Origin of the sequence: Sinomonas terricola (assembly GCF_034931225.1) — a bacterium.
Taxonomy (GTDB): domain Bacteria; phylum Actinomycetota; class Actinomycetes; order Actinomycetales; family Micrococcaceae; genus Sinomonas; species Sinomonas terricola.
The window spans coordinates 86608-106497 of the sequence record NZ_JAYGGQ010000008.1; the positions used below are offsets into that span (position 1 = coordinate 86608).

General features: G+C 68.5%; 16 protein-coding genes. 4 read left to right on the forward strand and 12 right to left on the reverse strand.

Annotation, left to right across the window (positions count from 1 at the left end; all coding sequences use genetic code 11):
* The first annotated feature begins 19 nt into the window (after window positions 1–19).
* Both SPF06_RS11645 and SPF06_RS11650 read left to right on the forward strand, forming a co-directional pair.
* Window positions 20–1447 carry a DUF349 domain-containing protein gene (locus SPF06_RS11645; RefSeq protein ID WP_428985756.1) on the forward strand — a complete coding sequence of 476 codons (1428 nt, stop codon included), beginning with the start codon at window positions 20–22 and terminating at the stop codon, window positions 1445–1447.
* Window positions 1448–1579: 132 nt separating this feature from the next.
* Entirely contained in the window at window positions 1580–2197 is a 618-nt protein-coding gene (locus SPF06_RS11650; RefSeq protein WP_323279228.1) for a type IV toxin-antitoxin system AbiEi family antitoxin, read from the forward strand.
* 2 nt (window positions 2198–2199) lie between these two features.
* Here the strand turns inward: SPF06_RS11650 and SPF06_RS11655 are convergent, their stop codons facing one another.
* From SPF06_RS11655 to pdxT, 9 genes are all read right to left on the reverse strand, one after another.
* Window positions 2200–4584, reverse strand: coding sequence for a RelA/SpoT family protein (locus SPF06_RS11655; protein WP_323279328.1), 2385 nt, complete (start codon window positions 4582–4584; stop codon window positions 2200–2202).
* A gap of 252 nt (window positions 4585–4836) precedes the next feature.
* Window positions 4837–5829, reverse strand: coding sequence for a protein translocase subunit SecF (gene secF, locus SPF06_RS11660; protein WP_323279229.1), 993 nt, complete (start codon window positions 5827–5829; stop codon window positions 4837–4839).
* Entirely contained in the window at window positions 5829–7607 is a 1779-nt protein-coding gene (gene secD / locus SPF06_RS11665) for a protein translocase subunit SecD (protein WP_323279230.1), read from the reverse strand. The genes secF and secD overlap by 1 nt, the downstream gene beginning before the upstream one ends.
* 73 nt (window positions 7608–7680) lie before the next feature.
* Window positions 7681–8103, reverse strand: coding sequence for a preprotein translocase subunit YajC (gene yajC, locus SPF06_RS11670; protein WP_323279231.1), 423 nt, complete (start codon window positions 8101–8103; stop codon window positions 7681–7683).
* A gap of 164 nt (window positions 8104–8267) precedes the next feature.
* Window positions 8268–9362, reverse strand: a complete 1095-nt coding sequence (gene ruvB / locus SPF06_RS11675) for a Holliday junction branch migration DNA helicase RuvB (RefSeq protein ID WP_323279232.1) — start codon at window positions 9360–9362, stop codon at window positions 8268–8270.
* Complete coding sequence (gene ruvA, locus SPF06_RS11680; RefSeq protein WP_323279233.1) at window positions 9355–10002, reverse strand: Holliday junction branch migration protein RuvA; 648 nt, start codon at window positions 10000–10002, stop codon at window positions 9355–9357. Before ruvA ends, ruvB begins: the two co-directional genes overlap by 8 nt.
* Before the next feature lie 255 nt (window positions 10003–10257).
* Window positions 10258–10857 (reverse strand): crossover junction endodeoxyribonuclease RuvC, encoded by a 600-nt coding sequence (gene ruvC / locus SPF06_RS11685; protein WP_323279234.1) that lies wholly within the window; start codon window positions 10855–10857, stop codon window positions 10258–10260.
* 8 nt (window positions 10858–10865) lie between these two features.
* Entirely contained in the window at window positions 10866–11621 is a 756-nt protein-coding gene (locus SPF06_RS11690; protein ID WP_323279235.1) for a YebC/PmpR family DNA-binding transcriptional regulator, read from the reverse strand.
* 2 nt (window positions 11622–11623) lie between these two features.
* Entirely contained in the window at window positions 11624–12265 is a 642-nt protein-coding gene (gene pdxT / locus SPF06_RS11695) for a pyridoxal 5'-phosphate synthase glutaminase subunit PdxT (RefSeq protein ID WP_323279329.1), read from the reverse strand.
* A 196-nt stretch (window positions 12266–12461) separates the two neighbouring features.
* On the opposite strand from pdxT, the gene asnB reads away from it, so the two are divergent.
* Both asnB and SPF06_RS11705 read left to right on the forward strand, forming a co-directional pair.
* Window positions 12462–15164 (forward strand): asparagine synthase (glutamine-hydrolyzing), encoded by a 2703-nt coding sequence (asnB, locus tag SPF06_RS11700; RefSeq protein WP_323279236.1) that lies wholly within the window; start codon window positions 12462–12464, stop codon window positions 15162–15164.
* 89 nt (window positions 15165–15253) lie between these two features.
* On the forward strand, window positions 15254–17266 hold the full coding sequence (locus SPF06_RS11705; protein WP_323279237.1) for a M3 family metallopeptidase: 2013 nt from the start codon (window positions 15254–15256) through the stop codon (window positions 17264–17266).
* A 262-nt stretch (window positions 17267–17528) separates the two neighbouring features.
* On the opposite strand, the gene pdxS is transcribed toward SPF06_RS11705, so the two are convergent.
* The 3 genes from pdxS to SPF06_RS11720 form a co-directional block, all read right to left on the reverse strand.
* Complete coding sequence (gene pdxS, locus SPF06_RS11710; protein ID WP_323279238.1) at window positions 17529–18437, reverse strand: pyridoxal 5'-phosphate synthase lyase subunit PdxS; 909 nt, start codon at window positions 18435–18437, stop codon at window positions 17529–17531.
* 174 nt (window positions 18438–18611) lie between these two features.
* Window positions 18612–19232: a phosphatidylinositol phosphate synthase gene (gene pgsA / locus SPF06_RS11715; protein ID WP_323279239.1), complete on the reverse strand. Its 621-nt coding sequence runs from the start codon at window positions 19230–19232 to the stop codon at window positions 18612–18614.
* Window positions 19222–19890: an HIT family protein gene (locus SPF06_RS11720; protein ID WP_323279240.1), complete on the reverse strand. Its 669-nt coding sequence runs from the start codon at window positions 19888–19890 to the stop codon at window positions 19222–19224. Before SPF06_RS11720 ends, pgsA begins: the two co-directional genes overlap by 11 nt.

Here is a 19890-nt window from a genome sequence, read left to right on the forward strand (position 1 = left end):
ATGGCCCGTACCCACGTACATTCCAAGCGAAAGACTTCTAGCGGTGACCGAAAGTCAGAAACCCGACGACACCGCAGCCCCCGAGGCTGCATCCACACCTTCCGTGCCTTCTCCCGCCGCGTTCGCGAAGGCCAAGCCCGGGCCTGTGGTCCCGGTGCAGCCCCCGGCTGCGCCGGCGGCGCTCGTGCCGGTCAACCTCGACGAGGCCCGCAAGTGGGGCCGTGTCGAGGGTGACGGCCACGTCTTCCTGACGGTCGACGGCGAAGAGCACTCCGTGGGCCAGTACCCCGGGGTCTCCGAGGATGAGGCCCTCGCGTACTTCGCGCGGAAGTTCGAAGACGTCCAGGCCCAGATCGCCCTCCTCGAGCAGCGCGTCGCCTCCCACGCGGCCGCGAGCGACGTGCGCAAGGCCGTCGGCCATCTGCGGGCGCAGCTCGCCGAGCGCGCCATGGTGGGCGACATCCGCGGAGCCGAGGGGCGCCTCGACGCACTCGATGCCGCGCTGACCACGGCCGAGGCCGAGCAGAAGGCAGCCCATGAGCAGGCGCGCGCGGAAGAGCTCGCGAACCGCGAGGCCATCGTCGCCGAGGCCGAGGCGATCGCCGCGCAGGATCCGCAGCGCACGCAGTGGAAGTCGAGCGGCGCGCGGATGAACGAGCTCTTCGACGCATGGAAGAACTCGCAGAAGTCGGGACTCCGGCTCGGGCGCACGGCGGAAGACACCCTGTGGAAGCGCTTCAGGGCGGCGCGCACCCAGTTCGACCGCCATCGCCGGGCCTACTTCTCGCAGCTCGACAACGCCAACGCCGCGGCGAAGGCGGTCAAGGAGCGGCTCATCGAGGAGGCCGAGGCCCTGCAGACCTCGACCGATTGGGGCTTCGCGGCTGGCGAGTACCGCCGGCTCATGGACGAGTGGAAGTCGGCTCCCCGCGCCAACCGCAAGGACGACGACGCGCTGTGGACTCGCTTCCGCGCTGCCCAGAACGTCTTCTTCGAGGCGCGTCAGGCTGCCAACGCGGCGATTGACCTTGAGTTCTCCGCGAACCTCCAAGTCAAGGAGGCCCTCCTCGCTGAGGCACAGAAGCTCCTCCCCATCACGGATGCCGTGGCGGCCAAGCGCGCGTTCCAGTCGATCCGCGACCGCTGGGAGGACGCCGGCAAGGTGCCCCGGGCGGACATGGGCCGGATCGAAGGCGCGCTCCGCAAGGTCGAGGACGCTATCCAGCAGGCCGAACACGAGACGTGGCGCCGCACGGATCCCGAGATCCAGGCCCGCACCGACTCGGCCCTCTCCCAGCTCGAGACCTCGATCGCGGGGCTCCGCGAAGATCTCGAGCGAGCCGAGCGTGCGGGGAACGCCCGCGAGGCGGCCAAGGCGCGCGACGCGCTCGCCGCCCGTGAGGCGTGGCTCGAAACGCTCCGGAAGTCGGCAAGCGAGCTCGGCTGATCCCGCCCGAGGAGGCCCCGCCAGCGTCCCCCCCCGGACGCCAGGCGGGGCCTCGGTCGTTCTCGGGCTGAGTTATCCACAACGGCGCGATCGCGGTCGCGGGTGCCCAGCGCTCCACGGCAGAATGCTGGAATGCACAGCACGCCCCCGCCACGCGGCAGTGTCCGGCCCCCGTCGCCGCCCGATGCGATCCTGACTCCCGGGCTGCCCTTCACCCATGCCGAGCTGAGGGCGATGGCGATCGACGGCGTCGTCCGCCGCGTCGTGGGCACCGCGTACGTGCCCTCCGCGCACGAGGAGACGGCTGCCCTGCGGGCGGCCGCGCTCCGGGCGACTCTTGACGGCGCCGTCGCGTCGAAGACCGTGGTGGGGAGGCTGTCCGCGGCGTGGATCTACGGGTGCTCCTCCGCGCCTGAGGCCCCGGTCCTGCTCGTGCCCTCACCCCGGCGCCTCTCGTCCGCCAAGGGGTCCGGAATCCTGCTTCACGAGGTCGCGCTCGGCGATTTCGACGTCGTCGACCTGGGGTCGGTCCACGTCACGAGTCCGCTGCGCACCGCCGTCGACGTCGCTGTGCACTCCGAGGCGAGGTTCGCCCTCCCCGTGCTGCGCCGGCTGTTGGCCCGTCCCGGCCTCGGGCTCACGCTCTCGCTCATCACGAGGGCCCTCGAGTCACTCCCCCGGCAGCCGCACAAACGCCGAGGGCGGGATGTGCTCCGGCGGCTCGAGGTGGGCTCGGCCGGTACGGCCTGAGGTCACGTGCGGCGGCGGTTGCCCGTTGTCCGGTACACGTCGAAGACGCCGTCGATCCGCCGGACGGCGCTCAGGACGTGGCTGAGATACTTCGGATCGCCCATCTCGAACGCGAATCGCGAAAGGGCGAGACGGTCGCTCGACGTGTTGACGTGGGCCGAGAGGATGTTCACGTGGTTCTCGGCGAGGACCCGCGTGACGTCGGAGAGGAGGCTCTTGCGGTCGAGGGCCTCGACTTGGATCTCGACGAGGAAGACGCTCGACTGCGTCGGCGCCCACTCGACCTCGACGATCCGATCGGGCTGGGCGCGCAGGCTCGCGGCATTCGTGCAGTCGACTCGGTGCACCGAGACTCCCGAGCCGCGGGTCACGAAGCCGAGAATCGGATCGGGCGGAACCGGAGTGCAACATCGGGCGAGCTTGACCCACAGGTCGTCGACGCCGCGCACGATGATGCCCGAATCGGAGTACCGCGGGGGGGCTGGTGTTGTGGGCGCGATGGTCTCGGCGATGTCCTCGGCCGTCCCCGCGGCGCCGCCGAGGCTGTCGACGAGCTTCTCGACGACGGACTGGGCCGATGCGTGGCCGTCGCCGATGCCCGCGTACAGGCCCGCGATGTCCTGGTACCGGAACTCCTGTGCGATGGCGAGGAGTGCGTCGTGGCTCAGGAGGCGCTGGAGCGGCAGATTCTGCTTGCGCATCGCGCGCGTGAGCAGCTCCTTGCCCTTGTCGATGGCCTCTTCGCGCCGCTCCTTGCTGAACCACTGGCGGATCTTGTTGCGGGCGCGGGCGCTCTTGACGAAGTTCTGCCAGTCCTGGCTCGGGCCGGCTCCTTCGGCCTTCGAGGTGAAGATCTCGACGACGTCGCCGTGGTTGAGCTCGCTGTTGAGCGGGACGAGCTTGCCGTTCACGCGCGCGCCGATCGTGCGGTGCCCCACCTCAGTGTGGATCGCATAGGCGAAGTCGACCGGCGTCGAGCCGGCCGGGAGCGCCATGACCTCGCCCTTCGGCGTGAAGACGAAGACCTCCCGCGCGTTGATCTCGAAACGCAGGGAGTCGAGGAACTCCCCCGGATCCGACGTCTCCTGCTGCCAGTCGACGAGCGACCGCAGCCAGCCCATCTCGGCGGCCTTGCCGTTCGGCGTGTGGGCGTTCCGGTTGGGCTGGTCCTTGTACTTCCAGTGCGCGGCCACGCCGTACTCGGCCCGGCGGTGCATCTCGTGCGTGCGGATCTGGATCTCGACCGGCCGCCCGTTCGGACCGATCACGGTCGTGTGGAGCGACTGGTACATGTTGAACTTCGGCATCGCGATGTAGTCCTTGAACCGGCCCGGGAGCGGGTTCCAGCGAGCGTGCATCGCCCCGAGCACGGCATAGCAGTCCCTCACGGAGTCCACGAGGATGCGGACGCCCATGAGGTCGTTGATGTCGTCGAACTCCTTCTGGCGGACGATCATCTTCTGGTAGATCGAGTAGTAGTGCTTGGGGCGCCCGGTCACCTCGGCCCGGATCTTGGCCGCCCGGAGGTCCTCGACGATCTGGTCACGGATGACGCCCAGCTGCTTCTCGCGTTCGGGGGTCCGTGCGCCGACCATGCGTACGATTTCCTCGTACACCTTCGGGTACAGGGCCGCGAACGAGAGGTCCTCAAGCTCCCACTTGATCGTGTTCATGCCGAGCCGGTGGGCGAGCGGGGCGAAGATCTCGAGCGTCTCGCGGGCCTTGCGGGCCGAGGATTCCGGCGAGACGAAGCGCCACGTGCGAGCGTTGTGGAGGCGGTCGGCGAGCTTGATGACGAGGACCCGGATGTCCTTCGCCATCGCGACGACCATCTTCCGGACCGTCTCTGCCTGCGCGGCGTCGCCGAACTGTACCTTGTCGAGCTTCGTGACACCGTCGACGAGCATCGCGACCTCGGGGCCGAAGTCCTTGCGGAGCTGCTCGAGCGTGTACGACGTGTCCTCGACCGTATCGTGGAGCAAGGCTGCGGCGAGCGTCGTCCCCGTCATGCCCAGCTCGGCGAGGATCGTCGCGACCGCGACGGGATGCGTGATGTAGGGATCGCCGCTCTTGCGCTTCTGGCCCTGGTGGCTGCGCTCCGCGACCTCGTACGCGCGCGTGATGAGCTCGAAGTCCTCGCGCGGGTTGTTGGCGCGCACGGTGCGGAGAAGCGGTTCGAGGATCGGCGAGTGCGCGCTCACGCCTCGGCCTGTGAGCCGGGCCAGCCGCGAGAACGTGCGGTCACGCCTGCCGAGCAGCGGCCGCTCGAGCAGGCTGTTGGCCCCCTGGGGCGGCTCGGACGACGTCACGAGCGGCGAACCCGACGCCCCCTGTGCTAGGGCCGGGCCGGGAGCGGGCGACGACGGCGACGCGCCGCCCGCGGCCATCTGGCTTTGAGCACTCGAAGGCTCCGGCTGGGCACTGCCGGCTGCCTCCGCGGGACGCGGGGCACCAGAGTGAGCCGGAACAGGCGTCGGGCGCTCCTCCACGCTAGCCTCCTGAACGGTCTGAGGATTCATTCAGTCTATGCCCGGGTAGAACGCACGGAGCAATCCCCGCCATTCCCCCGGCCGCCGCGTGTTCGGCGACGGCGCCGCCCGGATCCCGCGGACCCGGGCGGCTGGGCCCGTGCGGGCGTCTCAGACTGCGGCCTCGGCCCGTCGCGACGCGACCTTTTCCGCCTGCTTCGAGAGCGCGGGCTCGCCCTCGCGGAGCCACGCGTACATCGGAGCAGCGATGAAGAGCGTCGCCGCGGTTCCCGCGAGGATGCCCACAAAGAGCGCGAGCGAGAGGTCGCGAAGCGTGCCGGCGCCGAGGAGCCCGGCACCGATGAAGAGGATCGCGGCGACGGGCAGCACGGCGACCATCATTGTGTTGATCGACCGGACGAGCGTCTGGTTGACGGCGAGGTTGACCTCTTCCGCGAACGTGCGCCGCGACGATGTTGTGATATCCGCCGTGTTCTCGCGAATCTTGTCGAACACCACAACGGTGTCATACAGCGAATAGCTCAGGATCGTGAGGAAGCCGATGATCGCCGACGGCGTGATCTCGAAGTCGCTGATCGCGTACACGCCCTCAGTCACGAAGATCGTGACGATCATGCCCGTGAGGGCAGAGAGCGACATCTTCCACGTTCGGAAGTAGAGCGCCATAAGGACGGCCGCGAGGCCGACGAACACGACGAAGCCGATGAGCGCCTGATTGGTCACGTCAGCGCCCCACGTCGGGCCGATGAAGGTCGAGGTCACGTCGTTGGGCGTCACGCCGTACGCGGCCGCGAGCTTCTCCTTGACCTGGAGTGTCTGCGTATCAGAGAGCTGGTCGGTCTGGACCTGCATCGTGCTTCCGGCGACGTTCGTGACGCGCGGCGTGCTCGCAGGAACGATCGAGTGCACGGCGTTCTGGCCGATCACGGTGTCGTTGGACTTCGCCTGCGAGACCGTGAACTGGGAGCCGCCGCGGAAGTCGATGCCGAGGTTGAAGCCTCCCCTCAGAACCGGAACCACGATGGCGATGAGGACGGCGATCCCGGCAATGAGGAACCAGAGCCTCTTCTTGCCCACGAAGTCGTAGGAACGCTTGCCGGAGTAGAGCTCATTGCCGAAGCGGGCGAGGGCGGTCGTCGACATCAGTTCTCCTTCTGCGAACGCTCGGCCCGCTGACCGGACTTCGTGGCACCTGCGAGGTCTGTCTGCTCGGCCTCTGCAGCGCGGCGCTCTGCGATCGTCATGCGGCGTCCCGCCTCGCGTGCGGCCGCGGTGTTCTTCGGCTTGAGGGAGCCGCGCGCGGCCTCGGACGCCTCGCGGAGGCGGCCAGCGCCGCGGTAGAGCGGGACGGCGCCGAGCTGGACGGGATCGAGTCCCGAGAAGCGGTGGCCCTCGCCGAAGAACTTCGTGCGCGCGATGAGCTGAAGCGTCGGGTGGGTGAACATGAACACGATGATGAGGTCCGCGATGGCTGTCAGGCCGAGCGTGAAGGCGAAGCCGCGGACGTTGCCGACGGCCACGAAGTAGAGCACAACGGAGGCCAGGAGGTTGACGGCCTTCGAGGCGAGCACCGTGCGCTTGGCACGCCGCCACCCGTTCTCCACGGCCGAGACGAGGCCACGTCCCTCGCGCAGTTCGTCGCGGATGCGCTCGAAGTACACGATGAATGAGTCCGCGGTCTGGCCGATGGCCACGATGAGGCCCGCGACGCCCGCGAGCGAGAGGCGGTAGTTCTGAGTCCATCCGAGGATCGTGATGGACAGGTACGTCATGAGGCCCGCCACGACGAGCGACGCGATCGTGACGAAGCCGAGCGCGCGGTACTGGAACAGCGAGTACACGACGACGAGGAGCAGGCCGATGATGCCCGCGAGGAGGCCCATTTGGAGCTGCTGCGTGCCAAGCGTCGCTGAGACCTGTTCTTCGCTCTGGATGTCGAAGCTGATCGGCAGCGCGCCGAAGCGCAGCTGGTCCGAAAGCGTGCGCGCAGTCGTCTGCGTGAAGCTGCCCGTGATCTGCGGGCGGCCGTCGGTGATGACGGCCAGGGCCCGCGGCGCCGAGAGCACCTTGTCGTCGAGAACGATCGCGAACTGCGCCCGCGCGTCGTTGCCGTTCTCGCCGCCGGCCTGGACGTAGAAGCCGTTGAGCCGCTGCGTGACGTCCTTGAAGATCTTGGTGCCGTCACCGTTGAACTGGATGTTGACGGCCCACTGGTTCGTCACGGCGCCCTGCTGGCCTTGGACGAGCTGGTAGGTCGACCCGGAGATGTCCGTGCCCGGAATCTCGACGGGACCCAGGATGTACTTCACCGCCGGGGTGCCGTTGGCCGCGGGCTGGCACGTGACGAGCGGCTTCTTCGGGTCAGAGCGCTGCGTCGTCTCGGCCTGAGGCTGCGTGCAGTCGAGAGCCTCGAACTGCTTGTAGACGTCAGCCGTGACCCAGTTCGTGTCGCTCGCATTCGCCGGAGCGGCCGTCGGCTTCGGCAGCTGGTCGTCGGGGACGAGCTTGTCCTTCGCGACGGCCGCCGGATCCCCCGCCGCGAGCACCGGGCGGAAGTTCATGTCCGCCGACGCCTGGATGAGCTGGCGCGTTTCGGCCGACGGGACGCCGGGAAGGCTCACGACGACGTTGCGGCTCGACTGGGTGCTGATCTCCGCCTCGGAAACGCCGGATCCGTCGACGCGCTGGCGAATGATCTCGACCGCCTGGTTGAGCTGGTCCTGCGTCACCGCCCCGCCCCCCGTGACCTTCGGCGCAAGGATCATCTGGGTTCCGCCCTCGAGGTCGAGCGCGAGCTTGGGCGCCCACGACGCCTGGGCTGCGAGGACTCCGCCGCCAAGCGTGGCGACGAGCGCGGCGAACAGGGCGGTGAGCCAGACGAGGGTCCTGAGTCCCGGCCGCTTCATGCGGGATCGAGCCATGGGTTCCTTACTCCTGATGGGACGGCCTTGCGCGCGAGCGAGCCGTGCGCGGGGCGGGCATGGGGGTGGGGAGCTACTTGCCTTCGCCGTTGAGGCGCTTGAGGGTCTCCTCAGGGGTCTCGCCCGGACGAGCCTCGGCGTTCGTCGGGGAGGACTCGCCCGACGGCATGTTCGGCTGCACGTCGGCTGCCGGCTCGTCTTCGACGGTCGCCTCGGAAGCGGCCTCGACCGGCGTCTCGACGACCTTCGAGATGGCCTGCTTGTGGACCGTCGCCGTCGCCCCCGGGGAAAGCTCGAGAACAACCTTGTTCTCGTTTTCGTCGACGGACACGATGCGCCCGAAGAGCCCGAAGCTCGTCATGACCTCGACACCGGGGACGAACTTCGAACGCATCTCGGCCTGCTGGGCCTGGGTCTTCTTGTTCCGCCGGAACATCGTGAAGATGAAGAACGCAAAGACGACGAGCAGGAGGATGGTTATCGGATCGAAGGGCATGGTGAATCCAATCTCTTGGGATGGCGCGCTACTGGGGACACGCGCCAGACCCGGATCGTTCCGGGCACGGCATGTCGGCCCGCCGGAGGCAGGTTCTCCCCTTCAGTCTACGGGCAACGAGACACAAGAGTTCCCGACGGCGCGCCCCGTGGGTGGCGGGGCGTTCACCGCCATTCGGCGAGGACGTCGTCGTCGCCCGCCTCGTCCGCGGGAGCAGACCCCGGCCCGAAGAGCGTCGAGCTGTAGGCGAACGGAGCATCGGGCGGCACCGGCAAGCCCAGATGCTCGTACGCGGCGGGCGTCACGATGCGCCCGCGCGGAGTACGGCCCATGAGGCCCTCGCGCACGAGATATGGCTCCGCCACGGTCTCGACCGTCTCGGGCTCCTCGCCCACAGCGATCGCCAGGGTCGAGAGGCCCACGGGCCCCCCGCCGAACTTCGTGGCAAGCGCCGTGAGGACGGCCCGGTCGAGCCGGTCGAGACCCCGCGCGTCGACCTCGTACATATCGAGCGCGGCGGCCGCGGCCCGCGCGTCGATGCGCTCGATCCGGTGCACGAGGGCCCAGTCGCGCACCCGCCGGAGCAGGCGGTTGGCGATGCGCGGAGTGCCGCGCGATCGCCCCGCGACCTCGGTGAAGCCCGCTGACGTCACGCGGAGGTCGAGGAGCCCCGCCGAACGGCGCAGCACGAGCTCGAGCTCTTCGACCGAGTAGAACTCGAGATGGCCCGTGAAGCCGAAGCGGTCGCGAAGCGGACCCGGCAGGAGACCCGCGCGCGTCGTCGCCCCGACCAGCGTGAACGGCGGGAGATCGAGCGGGATCGCCGTCGCGCCCGCGCCCTTGCCCACCACGATGTCGACCCGGAAATCCTCCATCGCCATGTAGAGCATTTCCTCGGCAGGCCGCGACATGCGGTGAATCTCGTCGAGGAAGAGGACTTCGCCTTCGGACAGCGAGGAGAGGATCGCGGCGAGATCGCCCGCATGCTGAATCGCCGGCCCCGAAGAGATCCTGAGCGGAGCGTTCATCTCCGCCGCGATGATCATCGCAAGAGTGGTCTTGCCGAGCCCCGGCGGGCCCGAGAGGAGCACATGGTCCGCGCTGCGCCCCCGCAGGCGCGAGGCCTCGAGCACGAGCGAGAGCTGGCGCCGGACGCGCTGCTGCCCCACGAAGTCGTCGAGGTGCTTGGGCCGGAGCGCGGCCTCGATAGCCCTCTCCTCCGGCTCCTCGCCCGTCGAGACGAGCGACGGCTCAGCCACGCGATCCCGCCTTCACGGGGGTCCGCGGCCCTTGGCCGAGCCAGCGCAGCGTCGCACGCAGGATCTCCGGGACGTTCCCCGCGTCCGACAAGTCGGGCCGGTCCTCGAGGGCGCGCCCGATGCTCGACTCTGCATCCTTCTCCGACCAGCCGAGGGAAGTCATGGCCTCGATCACCTGCGGCTTCCACGCCGCTTCCGCGGGAACGGCGGACGACGGCGCGAGGCCCCCCGGCGTGCCCAGCGGCACGAGCTTGCCCTTGAGCTCAAGGACGAGGCGCGCGCCGACCTTCGGCCCGATCCCCGGAACCTTCGTGAACGCCTTGGCGTCCTCGGAATGGGCCGCGACGCGCACCGCCTCAGGGCTGTGGACTGCCAAGACGGCCAGGGCCAGCCGCGGCCCGACACCCGCGACGCCGAGCAGGACCTCGAACACCTCGCGCTCGTCGACCGACGCGAAGCCGTACAGCGTGAGGGAGTCCTCGCGCACCACCATGAGCGTGTGCACCGTGCCGACCTCGCCGGTGCGGAGACCGCCCAGCGTCTGTGGCGTCGCGGCGAAGGACATGCCAACGCCGCCCACATCGATCACCGCCGACGAGAGCCCAACATGCGCCACCACGCCGCGGAGGAAACTGATCATCGCGGAGCGCTCCTTCTGCCGTCCGAACACATCTACGAATAACTTAGCGTGCACGGCCGACAGAACGCCTCAGCGCTTACGGCGCGCCCTGGACTCCGCTGCTGGCCATTCTTCCGCACGCTCGGGCTGGCTCAGCGCTTATGGCGCGCCCTGGACTCCGCTGCTGGCCATTCTTCCGCACGCTCGGGCTGGCTCAGCGCTTACGGCGCGCCTTCGACTCCGCTGCTGGCCATTCTTCCGCACGCTCGGGCTGGCTCAGCGCTTACGGCGCGCCTTCGACTCCGCTTCCACCCACACCCGCTGGGCCTCCGTCATCGCCGAGGCGCTCGTCGTCGTCCGTCCCACGGCGGACGGCGAGCCGGGTGCCGCGCCACGCCACGCGTGGGCGAGGGCGAGCGCGAGCGCGTCCGCGGCGTCGGCCGGTCGCGGCGAGGCGTCGAGGCGCAGAATCTTGGTGACCATGCGGGTCACCGCGTCCTTGTCGGCGCGTCCGCTCCCCGTCACGGCCGCCTTGACCTCCGACGGCGTGTGAAGTGCGACCGGGATGCCGCGCCGGGCAGCGGCCGCGATCACGACGCCCGAGGCCTGCGCAACGCCCATGACCGTGCTCACGTTCAATTGCGAGAAGACGCGCTCGACGGCGACGACCTCAGGCTCGTAGCGGTCGAGCCACTCGTCGATCGCCGTCGCGATGACGAGGAGGCGCGCGTCGAGCGGCTGGTCCGCCGACGTGCCGACGACCCCGACGCCCACAAGCGACGCCCGGCGATCCTTCGCCACGTCGACGACGCCCAGGCCGCACCGGGTGAGGCCCGGGTCGACGCCGAGCACGCGGAGGCTGGCGGAGGCGGTCACGGCGCGGGTCACTCGGCCTCGAGGGCCGCCATGACCTCCTCGCTCATGTCCGCGTTCGTGTAGACGTTCTGGACGTCGTCGAGATCCTCGAGCGCGTCCACGAGGCGCACGAACTTGCGGGCGCCGTCGGCGTCGAGCTCGACCTCCATGGACGGCACGAACTCGGCCTCGTCGGTGTCGTACTCGATCCCCGCGTCCTTGAGCGCGTCGCGGAGGCCCTGGAGGTCGTTCGGCTCCGAGTAGACCACCCAGTTCTCGCCCGCGTCCTTGACCTCTTCGGCGCCGGCTTCAAGGACGGCCATGAGGACGTCGTCCTCCGAGAGCCCGTTCTTGGGCAGGCTCACGACGCCCTTGCGCGTGAAGAGGTAGCTCACGGACCCCTGGTCTGCCATCGACCCGCCGTTGCGCGTCACGGCGAGGCGCACGTCCGCGGCCGCGCGATTGCGGTTCTCGGTGAGGCACTCGATGAGGAGCGCCGAGCCCTGGGGACCGCGGGCCTCATACATGATCTCGGTGTACTCGATGGCCTCGCCGGTGAGGCCGGCGCCGCGCTTGATCGCGCGGTCGATGTTGTCATTCGGGACCGAGTTCTTCTTGGCCTTCGAGACGGCAAGGTCGAGGGCGGGGTTGCCGGACAGGTCAGGCCCGCCGAGGCGCGCCGCGACCTCGATCGTCTTGATGTACTTGGCGAACGCCTTGGCGCGCTTGGCGTCGATGACCGCCTTCTTGTGCTTCGTGGTAGCCCATTTGGAGTGGCCGGACATGCCTACGCTTCTCCCTTGATCATGCGGATGAAAAGTTCATGGACTCGCCGCTCGCCTGTCACTTCCGGGTGGAAGGATGTCGCGAGCAGGTTTCCCGAACGGACTGCGACAATTCTAGACTGGCCGCCCAGCGTCGCCGTGTGGGACGCGTGCTGGGGGTCGACCTCTGCGAGCACTTCGACGGACTCCCCCACGCGCTCGACCCACGGGCCGCGGATGAAGACAGCATGCACGGGCCCGCCCGACTGGTCGATGTCCTTGAAGTCGAGATCGGTCTCGAAGGATTCACGCTGGCGTCCGAACGCATTGCGCCGCACTGTGATGTCGAGGCCCCCGAACGACTCCTGCGGCCGCCCCGCGAGGTCCTCAGTGGGATCCGCGATCTCGTCGGCGAGAAGGATCATGCCCGCGCACGAACCGTAGACCGGGAACCCTTCCGCGATCTTGCGCCTGAGCGGCTCGGACACGCCGAAAGCGCGCGCGAGCTTGTCGATCGCCGTCGACTCGCCGCCCGGGATGACGAGCCCGTCGAGGCCCTCGAGTTCCTCGGGCCGCCGCACTTTCACAGCCTCCGCGCCGAGGGATTCGAGCGCGGCGACGTGCTCTCGCACGTCCCCCTGGAGGGCGAGCACGCCGACGCGCAGCGCGGGCGGCTCGGACCGAGGGGCGGGCGGGAGGGACGAAGTCCGATCGGCGCGGGAATTCACCCATCCAGTCTAGTCGGGGCCAAGAGGCCACATGCGAACGCCCGCTCACGTCCCAGGCGCGCCCCCGGGCGTGGAGGCCGCACCGGTAGCATGGACGCCGGACCGTGTTCGACGACAGATTGAGGATTGCCCGATGTGCGGTATCGCCGGCTACTACGGTTTCGGTCAGGATCGGGCGCTGCTCGAGACGATGAACAGCTGCATCCAGCACCGAGGCCCGGACGGCGAGGGCTACTACCTTTCTGAGTCCACCAGTGCAGATTCCAACTCCGTGGGGTCCGTGGGCCTCGCCCACCGGCGCCTCGCGATCGTGGACCGCGCCCATGGCCAGGAGCCCATGGTCAGCGCCGACGGCCAGACGATCCTCATCTACAACGGAGAGGTCTACAACTACAGGGAGCTCCGCGCCGAGCTCGAGGGACTCGGGCGCGCGTTCACGACGGTCTCGGACACCGAGGTGGTGCTCCAGGCCTATGAGGAATGGGGCACGGACGCATTCGACCGGTTCAACGGCATGTTCGGCCTCGCCATCCTCGACCGCGCGAAGGGACGCCTCGTCCTCGCACGCGACCACTTCGGCATCAAGCCGCTCTACTGGGCCAACGCCGGCTCGGAGCATGAGCCCCAGCTCCTCTTCGCGTCCGAGATCAAGCCCATCCTCGCGACGGGGAAGATCGAGGCCAAGCCGAACGAGCGGATCCTCTACCGCTACCTCCGGTACCGCATCCACGACGACACGGCCGAAACGTTCTTCGAGGGCGTCAACAAGCTCCTTCCCGGCGAGATGATGACTGTCGATCTCGGGACGGGGCGCTTCCGCATCTCGAGCTTCACCCGGCTGCGCGAGGAACTCGAGGAGCTTTCCAAGGTCGGCACGCCCTACACGCCCGACGTCGTCGACGAATACCGCCGCCGCTTCACCGAGGCCATCCGCCTCCGCCTCAACTCCGAAGTACCCGTGGGAAGCGCGCTCTCGGGCGGCCTCGACTCGTCCGCGGTCGTCGTGACGATCAATCGGCTCATGCAGGAAAAGGCAGAGGGCCTCGAGGCGGTCGGCGCGAAGCAGAACACGTTCAGCGCCGTCTTCCCCAACGCGATCAACGACGAAGAGGCGTACGCCGACGCCGCGATCGCGGTCTGCGAGGACATCGAAGCCCACAAGATCAAGCCCACGCCCGAGAGCTTCGACGCGGACCTCGAGGACTTCGTGCGCACCATGGAGGAGCCCATCATCTCCTCCGGTCCGTATGCGCAGTACTGCGTCATGCGCGAGGCGGCCAAGCACGTCACCGTCCTGCTCGACGGCCAGGGGGCGGACGAGATGATGGCGGGGTACATCCCGTATTACTTCGCGTACCTTCGCCAGCTCAAGGACGACGGCGACGTCGCGACGCTCGCGCGGGAGTCGTCGTCGAGCCTTGACATCTTCTACCGGCTCGGCCGCTTCCGCCTCAAAGGCATGGCGAGCGGCAAGAAGGCCGTCTCGATGGCCACGCTCCTCAAGCGCGACTGGGCGCAGAAGTTCAGCGGCGAGTCCTTCGGGAACATCCCCGCGAACCTCAAGCTGCGCCTCATCGACGACCTCTTCGCCAAGTCCCTCCCCTCGCTTCTGCGCTACGAGGACAAGAACACGATGCGCTTCTCGCTCGAGGGCCGCGTGCCGTTCCTCGACAAGGAAGTGGTCAAGTACCTCTTCAGCCTCTCGGATGAGGCGATCATCAAGGAGGGCTGGAACAAGCGCGTCCTCCGCGACGCGACCCGCGGGCTGCTGCCCGAGATGATCAGCAACCGCCGCAACAAGATCGGCTTCACGACGCCCGAGGCGGAGTGGTTCAAGCTCATGAAGGAGCGGATCTACAAGATCTTCATGTCGAACTCCTTCTACAGCCGCCCGTACTGGGACCGCGAGCAGGTTCTCACGGCGTTCGAGGAATACCTCAACGGGAAGAACGACGCGGACACGATGATCTTCTGGCGGCTCCTCAACGTCGAACTCTGGTTCCGCGAATTCATCGACAAGAACGAGGCGCCGGCGGACGTCAAGGCGGGCAAGAGCGACTACGAGGCCAACCCGGGCAAGGAGCTCGACATCGTCTCCGGCGGGGTGAGGTTCCGCCGCTACCCCCTCCAGACCGATGTGTTCGCCCGGAGCACCGAGCTCGCGCCGGCCGTGTCGGCCTACGTCGAGCGGTTCTTCTCAGGACTCCCGGAGGCGCCCGAAGAGGCCCGCAAGGCCGTCGAGGGCCACCCCTGGTATCTGCTCGTGAGCGAGAAGATCGTCGCGATCACGCAGGGCCGCTCGTTCCCGGTGTGGGAGATTGAGGTCTCCCCCGCCGCGCGCGTCCTGAGCAAGTTCGTGACCCGCACGCCCGCGGGCATCGGGCTCGGGAGCCCGTGGTCGATGCAGATCGCGATCAACGAGGTGGGCCTCCCGCTCATCGTCAAGGCGGCTGCGGCATCCGTGGTCGGCAAGTTCCAGGGCAAGAGCGGCGTCTTCTACGACGTCGTGGGGCACAACATCAATGCGATCGACGGCGCGACGCCGTACAGCCTGGGCGCCGCGAGCAATTCCGTGAAGCTCGCGCCCAAGGATCCCGACGTCGTCGCCCGCTCCCTCAGTGCCGCTGTCCGGGCGCTGCTGCCCGCTGACGTGACGGCGACGTTCGGCGGCACGGCGATCATGGACGCGAACGATCTCGGCGTCGTCGTCATGGGCCACGACACGGCTCTGCCGAAGGAGACTATTGCCGGCATGTTCAAGGACAACCCGCAGGGCCAGGGCTCGCAGGCCACGCCCATGTCGCTCGTCTTCGCCCAGGACGCTCCGGCCGAATAACCCGGGCGAAGAACGCGGCCGAAGAACGCGGCGCGCGCCCCGCAGCCCGGATCCTTGCCCGGGGCTGCGGTGCGTGAAAGGCTCCTTTCATGGCCAACCCGCTCCTCACCCGCAGCACCCTCCCGTACGCCCTCCCGCCGTTTGCCGAGATCCGCGACGAGCACTATCCCGAGGCGATCGACGCCGGAATCGCTGCCCATCTGAGGGACATCGATGCCATCGTCGAATCGCCCGAAGCCCCAGACTTCGAGAACACGGTCGAGGCCATCGAACGCAGCGGGGCGCTGCTCAACCGCGCGGTCGCGGCTTTCATGACGATGGTCTCCTCGCACGGCACGGATTCCATCCGCGCGCTCGAAACGCAGATCACGCCCAAGCTCAGCGCCCATCAGGACGCGATCCTCCTCAATCGCCGCCTGAGGGACCGCTTCTCGGCGGTCGACACCACCGAGCTCGACGACGAAGCCGCGCGGCTTGTCGACGAATGGCTCAACGACTTCCGCCGGGCCGGAGCAGATCTCGACGACGACGGGCAGCGCAGGCTCCGCGAGATCAACGCCGAGCTCTCGCGCCTTGGGACCGAATACGGCCAACGGGTCGCCAAGGCCATCAATGAGGCGGCCGTCCTCGTGACCGACGAAGCCGAGCTCGCTGGCCTCCCCGACGACGACCGCGCGAGCGCAGCCCAGGCCGCTCGGGAGGCGGGGCACGAGTCGGGGTGGCTCCTCACCTTCGTCCAGCCGACGGGCCAGCCGGTGCTCGCGGTCCTCGAGAACCGCGAGCTGCGCCGTCGGGTGTTCGAACGCTCGGTCGCGCGCGGCAGCTCGGGCGGGGACACCGACGTTCGGGGCCTCGTGCTCGACATGGCACGCCTCCGCGCCGAGAAGGCCGCGCTCCTCGGCTACGCGAACTACGCCGAACTCGCGGTCGACGACCAGACGGCGCCGTCCGCCGACGCTGTTCGCGACATGCTCGGGCGGCTGGCCCCGGCCGCGGTGGGCAACGCCGAGACCGAAGCACAGGCCCTCGCGGAGGCCGCCGGGCATGAGCTTGAGCCCTGGGATTGGGCGTTCTATTCGGCCATGGTGCGGCGCGACAAATACGCGGTCGACGAGAAGGCTCTGCGCCCCTACTTCGAGCTGGACCGGGTGCTCCGCGACGGCGTCTTCTTCGCCGCGGGCCAGCTCTACGGCCTCCGCTTCGAGGAGCGCCCAGACCTGCCCGGCTATCACGAGGACGTTCGCGTGTGGGAGGTCTTCGACGCCGATGGCTCCGAGCTCGGCCTGTTTCTCGGCGACTACTTCGCGCGGCCGACCAAGCGCGGCGGTGCGTGGATGAACTCGCTCGTCGAGCAGTCGCGGCTCCTCGGCGAGCGGCCGGTCGTCGTCAACAACCTCAACATCCCGAAGCCCGCTCCGGGCGAGCCCGCGCTCCTCACCCTCGATGAGGCGCGCACGGCGTTCCACGAGTTCGGCCACGCGCTCCACGCACTCCTCTCCGATGTCGAGTACCCGAAGTTCTCCGGCACCAACGTTCCGCGGGACTTCGTCGAGTACCCCTCGCAGGTCAACGAGATGTGGCTCCTCTGGCCTGAAGTCGTCGCGAACTACGCAAGGCACGTCGAGACCGGTCAAGCACTCCCCCAGCAGCAGATCGACGCGCTCGACGCGGCGAGGCAGTGGGGCGAGGGCTTCGCCACGACCGAGTATCTGGGGGCTTCGCTCCTCGACCTGGCCTGGCACAGCCTCGCCGCGGACGAGCAGCCCGGAGACGCGCTCGAATTCGAGGCGCAAGCCCTCAAGGACGCCCACGTGGATGTGGCGCTCGTCCCGCCGCGGTACCGAACCGGGTATTTCCAGCACATCTTCGCCGGGGGCTGGTATGCCGCCGGATACTGGTCGTACATCTGGAGCGAGGTCCTCGACGCGGACACCGTCGAGTGGTTCAAGGAGAACGGGGGCCTCTCGCGGGAGAACGGCGACACGTTCCGCGCCGAACTCCTCTCCAGGGGCTTCTCACGCGACCCGCTCGCGTCCTTCCGCGCCTTCCGGGGACGGGACGCCGACGTCGCGCCCCTCCTCGCGCGCCGCGGGCTCGGCTGACTACTCGCGTGCTGCTCATTCTCGTCGGCCGCAGTCCCCTTGTCGTTCGGAAAGGTCACCTCAAGAGGACTTTTCGAACGTTAGGGTGACTCGGCAGCGACGAGGCTCCGCAGGCCTAGCCTGACGGACGTCCTGCACCATCGATTGCTCCGTAGCTGTCGTTTTGGCCCCTCATAACGACAGTTGTGCAGCAATGGATGTGAGAACGACGGCGGCCGGCCACTCGAAGGTGACCGGCCGCCGTCGTGCATTGCCTGAAGGCTTACCAGCCGCGCTCGGCGAGGCGGTGTGGCTGGGGGATGTCGTCGACGTTGATGCCGACCATGGCCTCGCCGAGGCCCCGGGAGACCTTGGCGATCATGTCCGGGTCGTCGAAGAACGTCGTGGCCTTGACGACGGCGGCCGCGCGCTGGGCGGGGTTGCCGGACTTGAAGATGCCCGAGCCGACGAACACGCCGTCCGCGCCAAGCTGCATCATCATGGCCGCGTCCGCGGGAGTCGCGATGCCGCCCGCGGTGAAGAGCACGACCGGGAGCTTGCCGGTCTCCGCGATCTCGCGCACGAGGGCGTACGGGGCCTGGAGCTCCTTGGCCGCGACGTAGAGCTCGTCCTCGGCCATCGTGGTGAGCCGGCGGATCTCGGCGCGGATCTTGCGCATGTGGGTCGTGGCATTGGAGACGTCGCCGGTGCCGGCCTCGCCCTTGGAGCGAATCATCGCCGCGCCCTCGTTGATGCGGCGGAGAGCCTCGCCGAGGTTGGTCGCGCCGCACACGAACGGGACGGTGAACTGCCACTTGTCGATGTGGTTCTCGTAGTCGGCCGGGGTCAGGACCTCGGACTCGTCGATGTAGTCCACGCCGAGGGACTGCAGGACCTGCGCCTCGACGAAGTGGCCGATGCGGGCCTTGGCCATGACCGGGATCGAGACCGCGCCGATGATCTGGTCGATCATGTCCGGATCAGACATGCGGGACACACCGCCCTGGGCACGGATGTCCGCCGGGACGCGCTCGAGGGCCATCACGGCAACGGCGCCGGCGTCCTCGGCGATCTTCGCCTGCTCGACGTTGACGACGTCCATGATGACGCCGCCTTTGAGCATCTCCGCCATGCCGCGCTTGACGCGGTCGCTGCCAGTGGTCGGAGCCGAGGAGTTTGCTTCAGTAGACACGTGATTCGTCTTTCTCTTGACTACTTGTCAGGACATGGTCCTGCAGGAAGAACGCTGAAAATCCTTGGGGAGAACCCCAGTCTATCGCCGCGCATGCCACCCTGTGAGCGGTGCGGTACACCAAGAGCCTAAGGGCCGTCATGGGCGAGTGCACAGGTGAACGCCGAGACCTCGTCAGCTCGGGCTGGACTCTTCGCGGGCTTGGCCCCGCACCGCGAGAATCCTCTGGATCACCGTCACGACGCTTGCGACGGCGAGCACCACGAAGGTCCAGAACAGGAACGGCGTGGGCAGCCCGAGCCCGCACAGCCCGGCGACGACGAGGACCGAGACGAGCCGTTCGGCCCGTTCGGCGATGCCGACATTGGCGGTGTAGCCGAGCGATTCCGCCTTCGCCCGCGCGTACGAGACGAGATTCCCCAGGAGGATGCAGACGACGGCGAGCGACCCGGTCTCCGGGGAGTGCCCGCCGCCGTAGAACCACAGGGCGAGCCCAAGGAAGATCGCATTGTCCTGCACCCTGTCGAAGGTCGAGTCGAGGAAGCTCCCCCACCGGCCCTTGCGGTCTGCGAGGCGCGCCATGATGCCGTCGACGACGTCGGAGAACACGAAGAGCGTGATGGCGACGACGCCCCAGAAGAGCTGGCCCAGGGGGAACAGGATCAGGGCGGCGAGGCTTACCCCGGCCGTTCCCGCGAGCGTCACCGCATCCGGCGACACGCCGAGCTTGAGGAGCACGCGGGCGAAAGGCGTGAAGAGCCGCGAGAAGAACTCGCGGGCGTGTCTATTGAGCACCCGCTGCCTTTCCGCCGTCCCGCGCGAGCGCACTCTCGCCGTCGTCCGCCGCGCCGTTGTCCGCCGCACCATCGTGCGGCCATGCCTCGGCGAGGAGCCCGCGCGTCTCGTCGAGCGTCTGCGTGATCTGCTTCGTCTGGGCGATGATCGGCAGGAAGTTCCCGTCCCCGCCCCACCGCGGGACGACGTGCTGGTGGAGGTGCGCCGCGATGCCCGCTCCCCCGGCGTCCCCCTGATTGATGCCCACGTTGAAGCCGTGCGGGCCCGCGACCTTCCGGATCACGCGCATCGCGGTCTGCGTGATCTCGGCCATCTCGGCGGTCTCCTCGGGCGTGATGTCCGTGTAGTCGGCCACGTGGCGGTACGGGCACACGAGGAGGTGGCCCGGGTTGTACGGGAAGAGATTGAGCACCGCGTAGCACGTGCGCCCGCGATGCACGATGAGCGAATCCTCGTCGCTGCGGGACGGGGCCACGCAGAACGGGCAGTCCTCCTGCTTGCGGAACTGGCCTTGGCCTCCCTTGACGTAGGCCATCCGGTGCGGAGTCCACAGGCGCCCGAAGGCATCCGGGGCGCCGGGCAGCTCGAAACCGTCCGTCACCTCGCTGTCCGGACCGCCGCCGGCGGGCGACGACTGGGCGTCCGTGGACTCCGCCAT

Coding starts and splice junctions, on each gene's coding strand:
- SPF06_RS11705 (WP_323279237.1), top strand. CDS start 15,254: ATGGCCAACCCGCTCCTCACCCGCAGCACCCTCCCGTACGCCCTCCCG.
- yajC (WP_323279231.1), bottom strand. CDS start 8,103: ATGCCCTTCGATCCGATAACCATCCTCCTGCTCGTCGTCTTTGCGTTC.
- secF (WP_323279229.1), bottom strand. CDS start 5,829: ATGTCGACGACCGCCCTCGCCCGCTTCGGCAATGAGCTCTACTCCGGC.
- SPF06_RS11720 (WP_323279240.1), bottom strand. CDS start 19,890: ATGGCGGAGTCCACGGACGCCCAGTCGTCGCCCGCCGGCGGCGGTCCG.
- SPF06_RS11650 (WP_323279228.1), top strand. CDS start 1,580: ATGCACAGCACGCCCCCGCCACGCGGCAGTGTCCGGCCCCCGTCGCCG.
- secD (WP_323279230.1), bottom strand. CDS start 7,607: ATGGCTCGATCCCGCATGAAGCGGCCGGGACTCAGGACCCTCGTCTGG.
- SPF06_RS11690 (WP_323279235.1), bottom strand. CDS start 11,621: ATGTCCGGCCACTCCAAATGGGCTACCACGAAGCACAAGAAGGCGGTC.
- ruvA (WP_323279233.1), bottom strand. CDS start 10,002: ATGATCAGTTTCCTCCGCGGCGTGGTGGCGCATGTTGGGCTCTCGTCG.
- SPF06_RS11655 (WP_323279328.1), bottom strand. CDS start 4,584: ATGGCCGCGGGCGGCGCGTCGCCGTCGTCGCCCGCTCCCGGCCCGGCC.
- asnB (WP_323279236.1), top strand. CDS start 12,462: ATGTGCGGTATCGCCGGCTACTACGGTTTCGGTCAGGATCGGGCGCTG.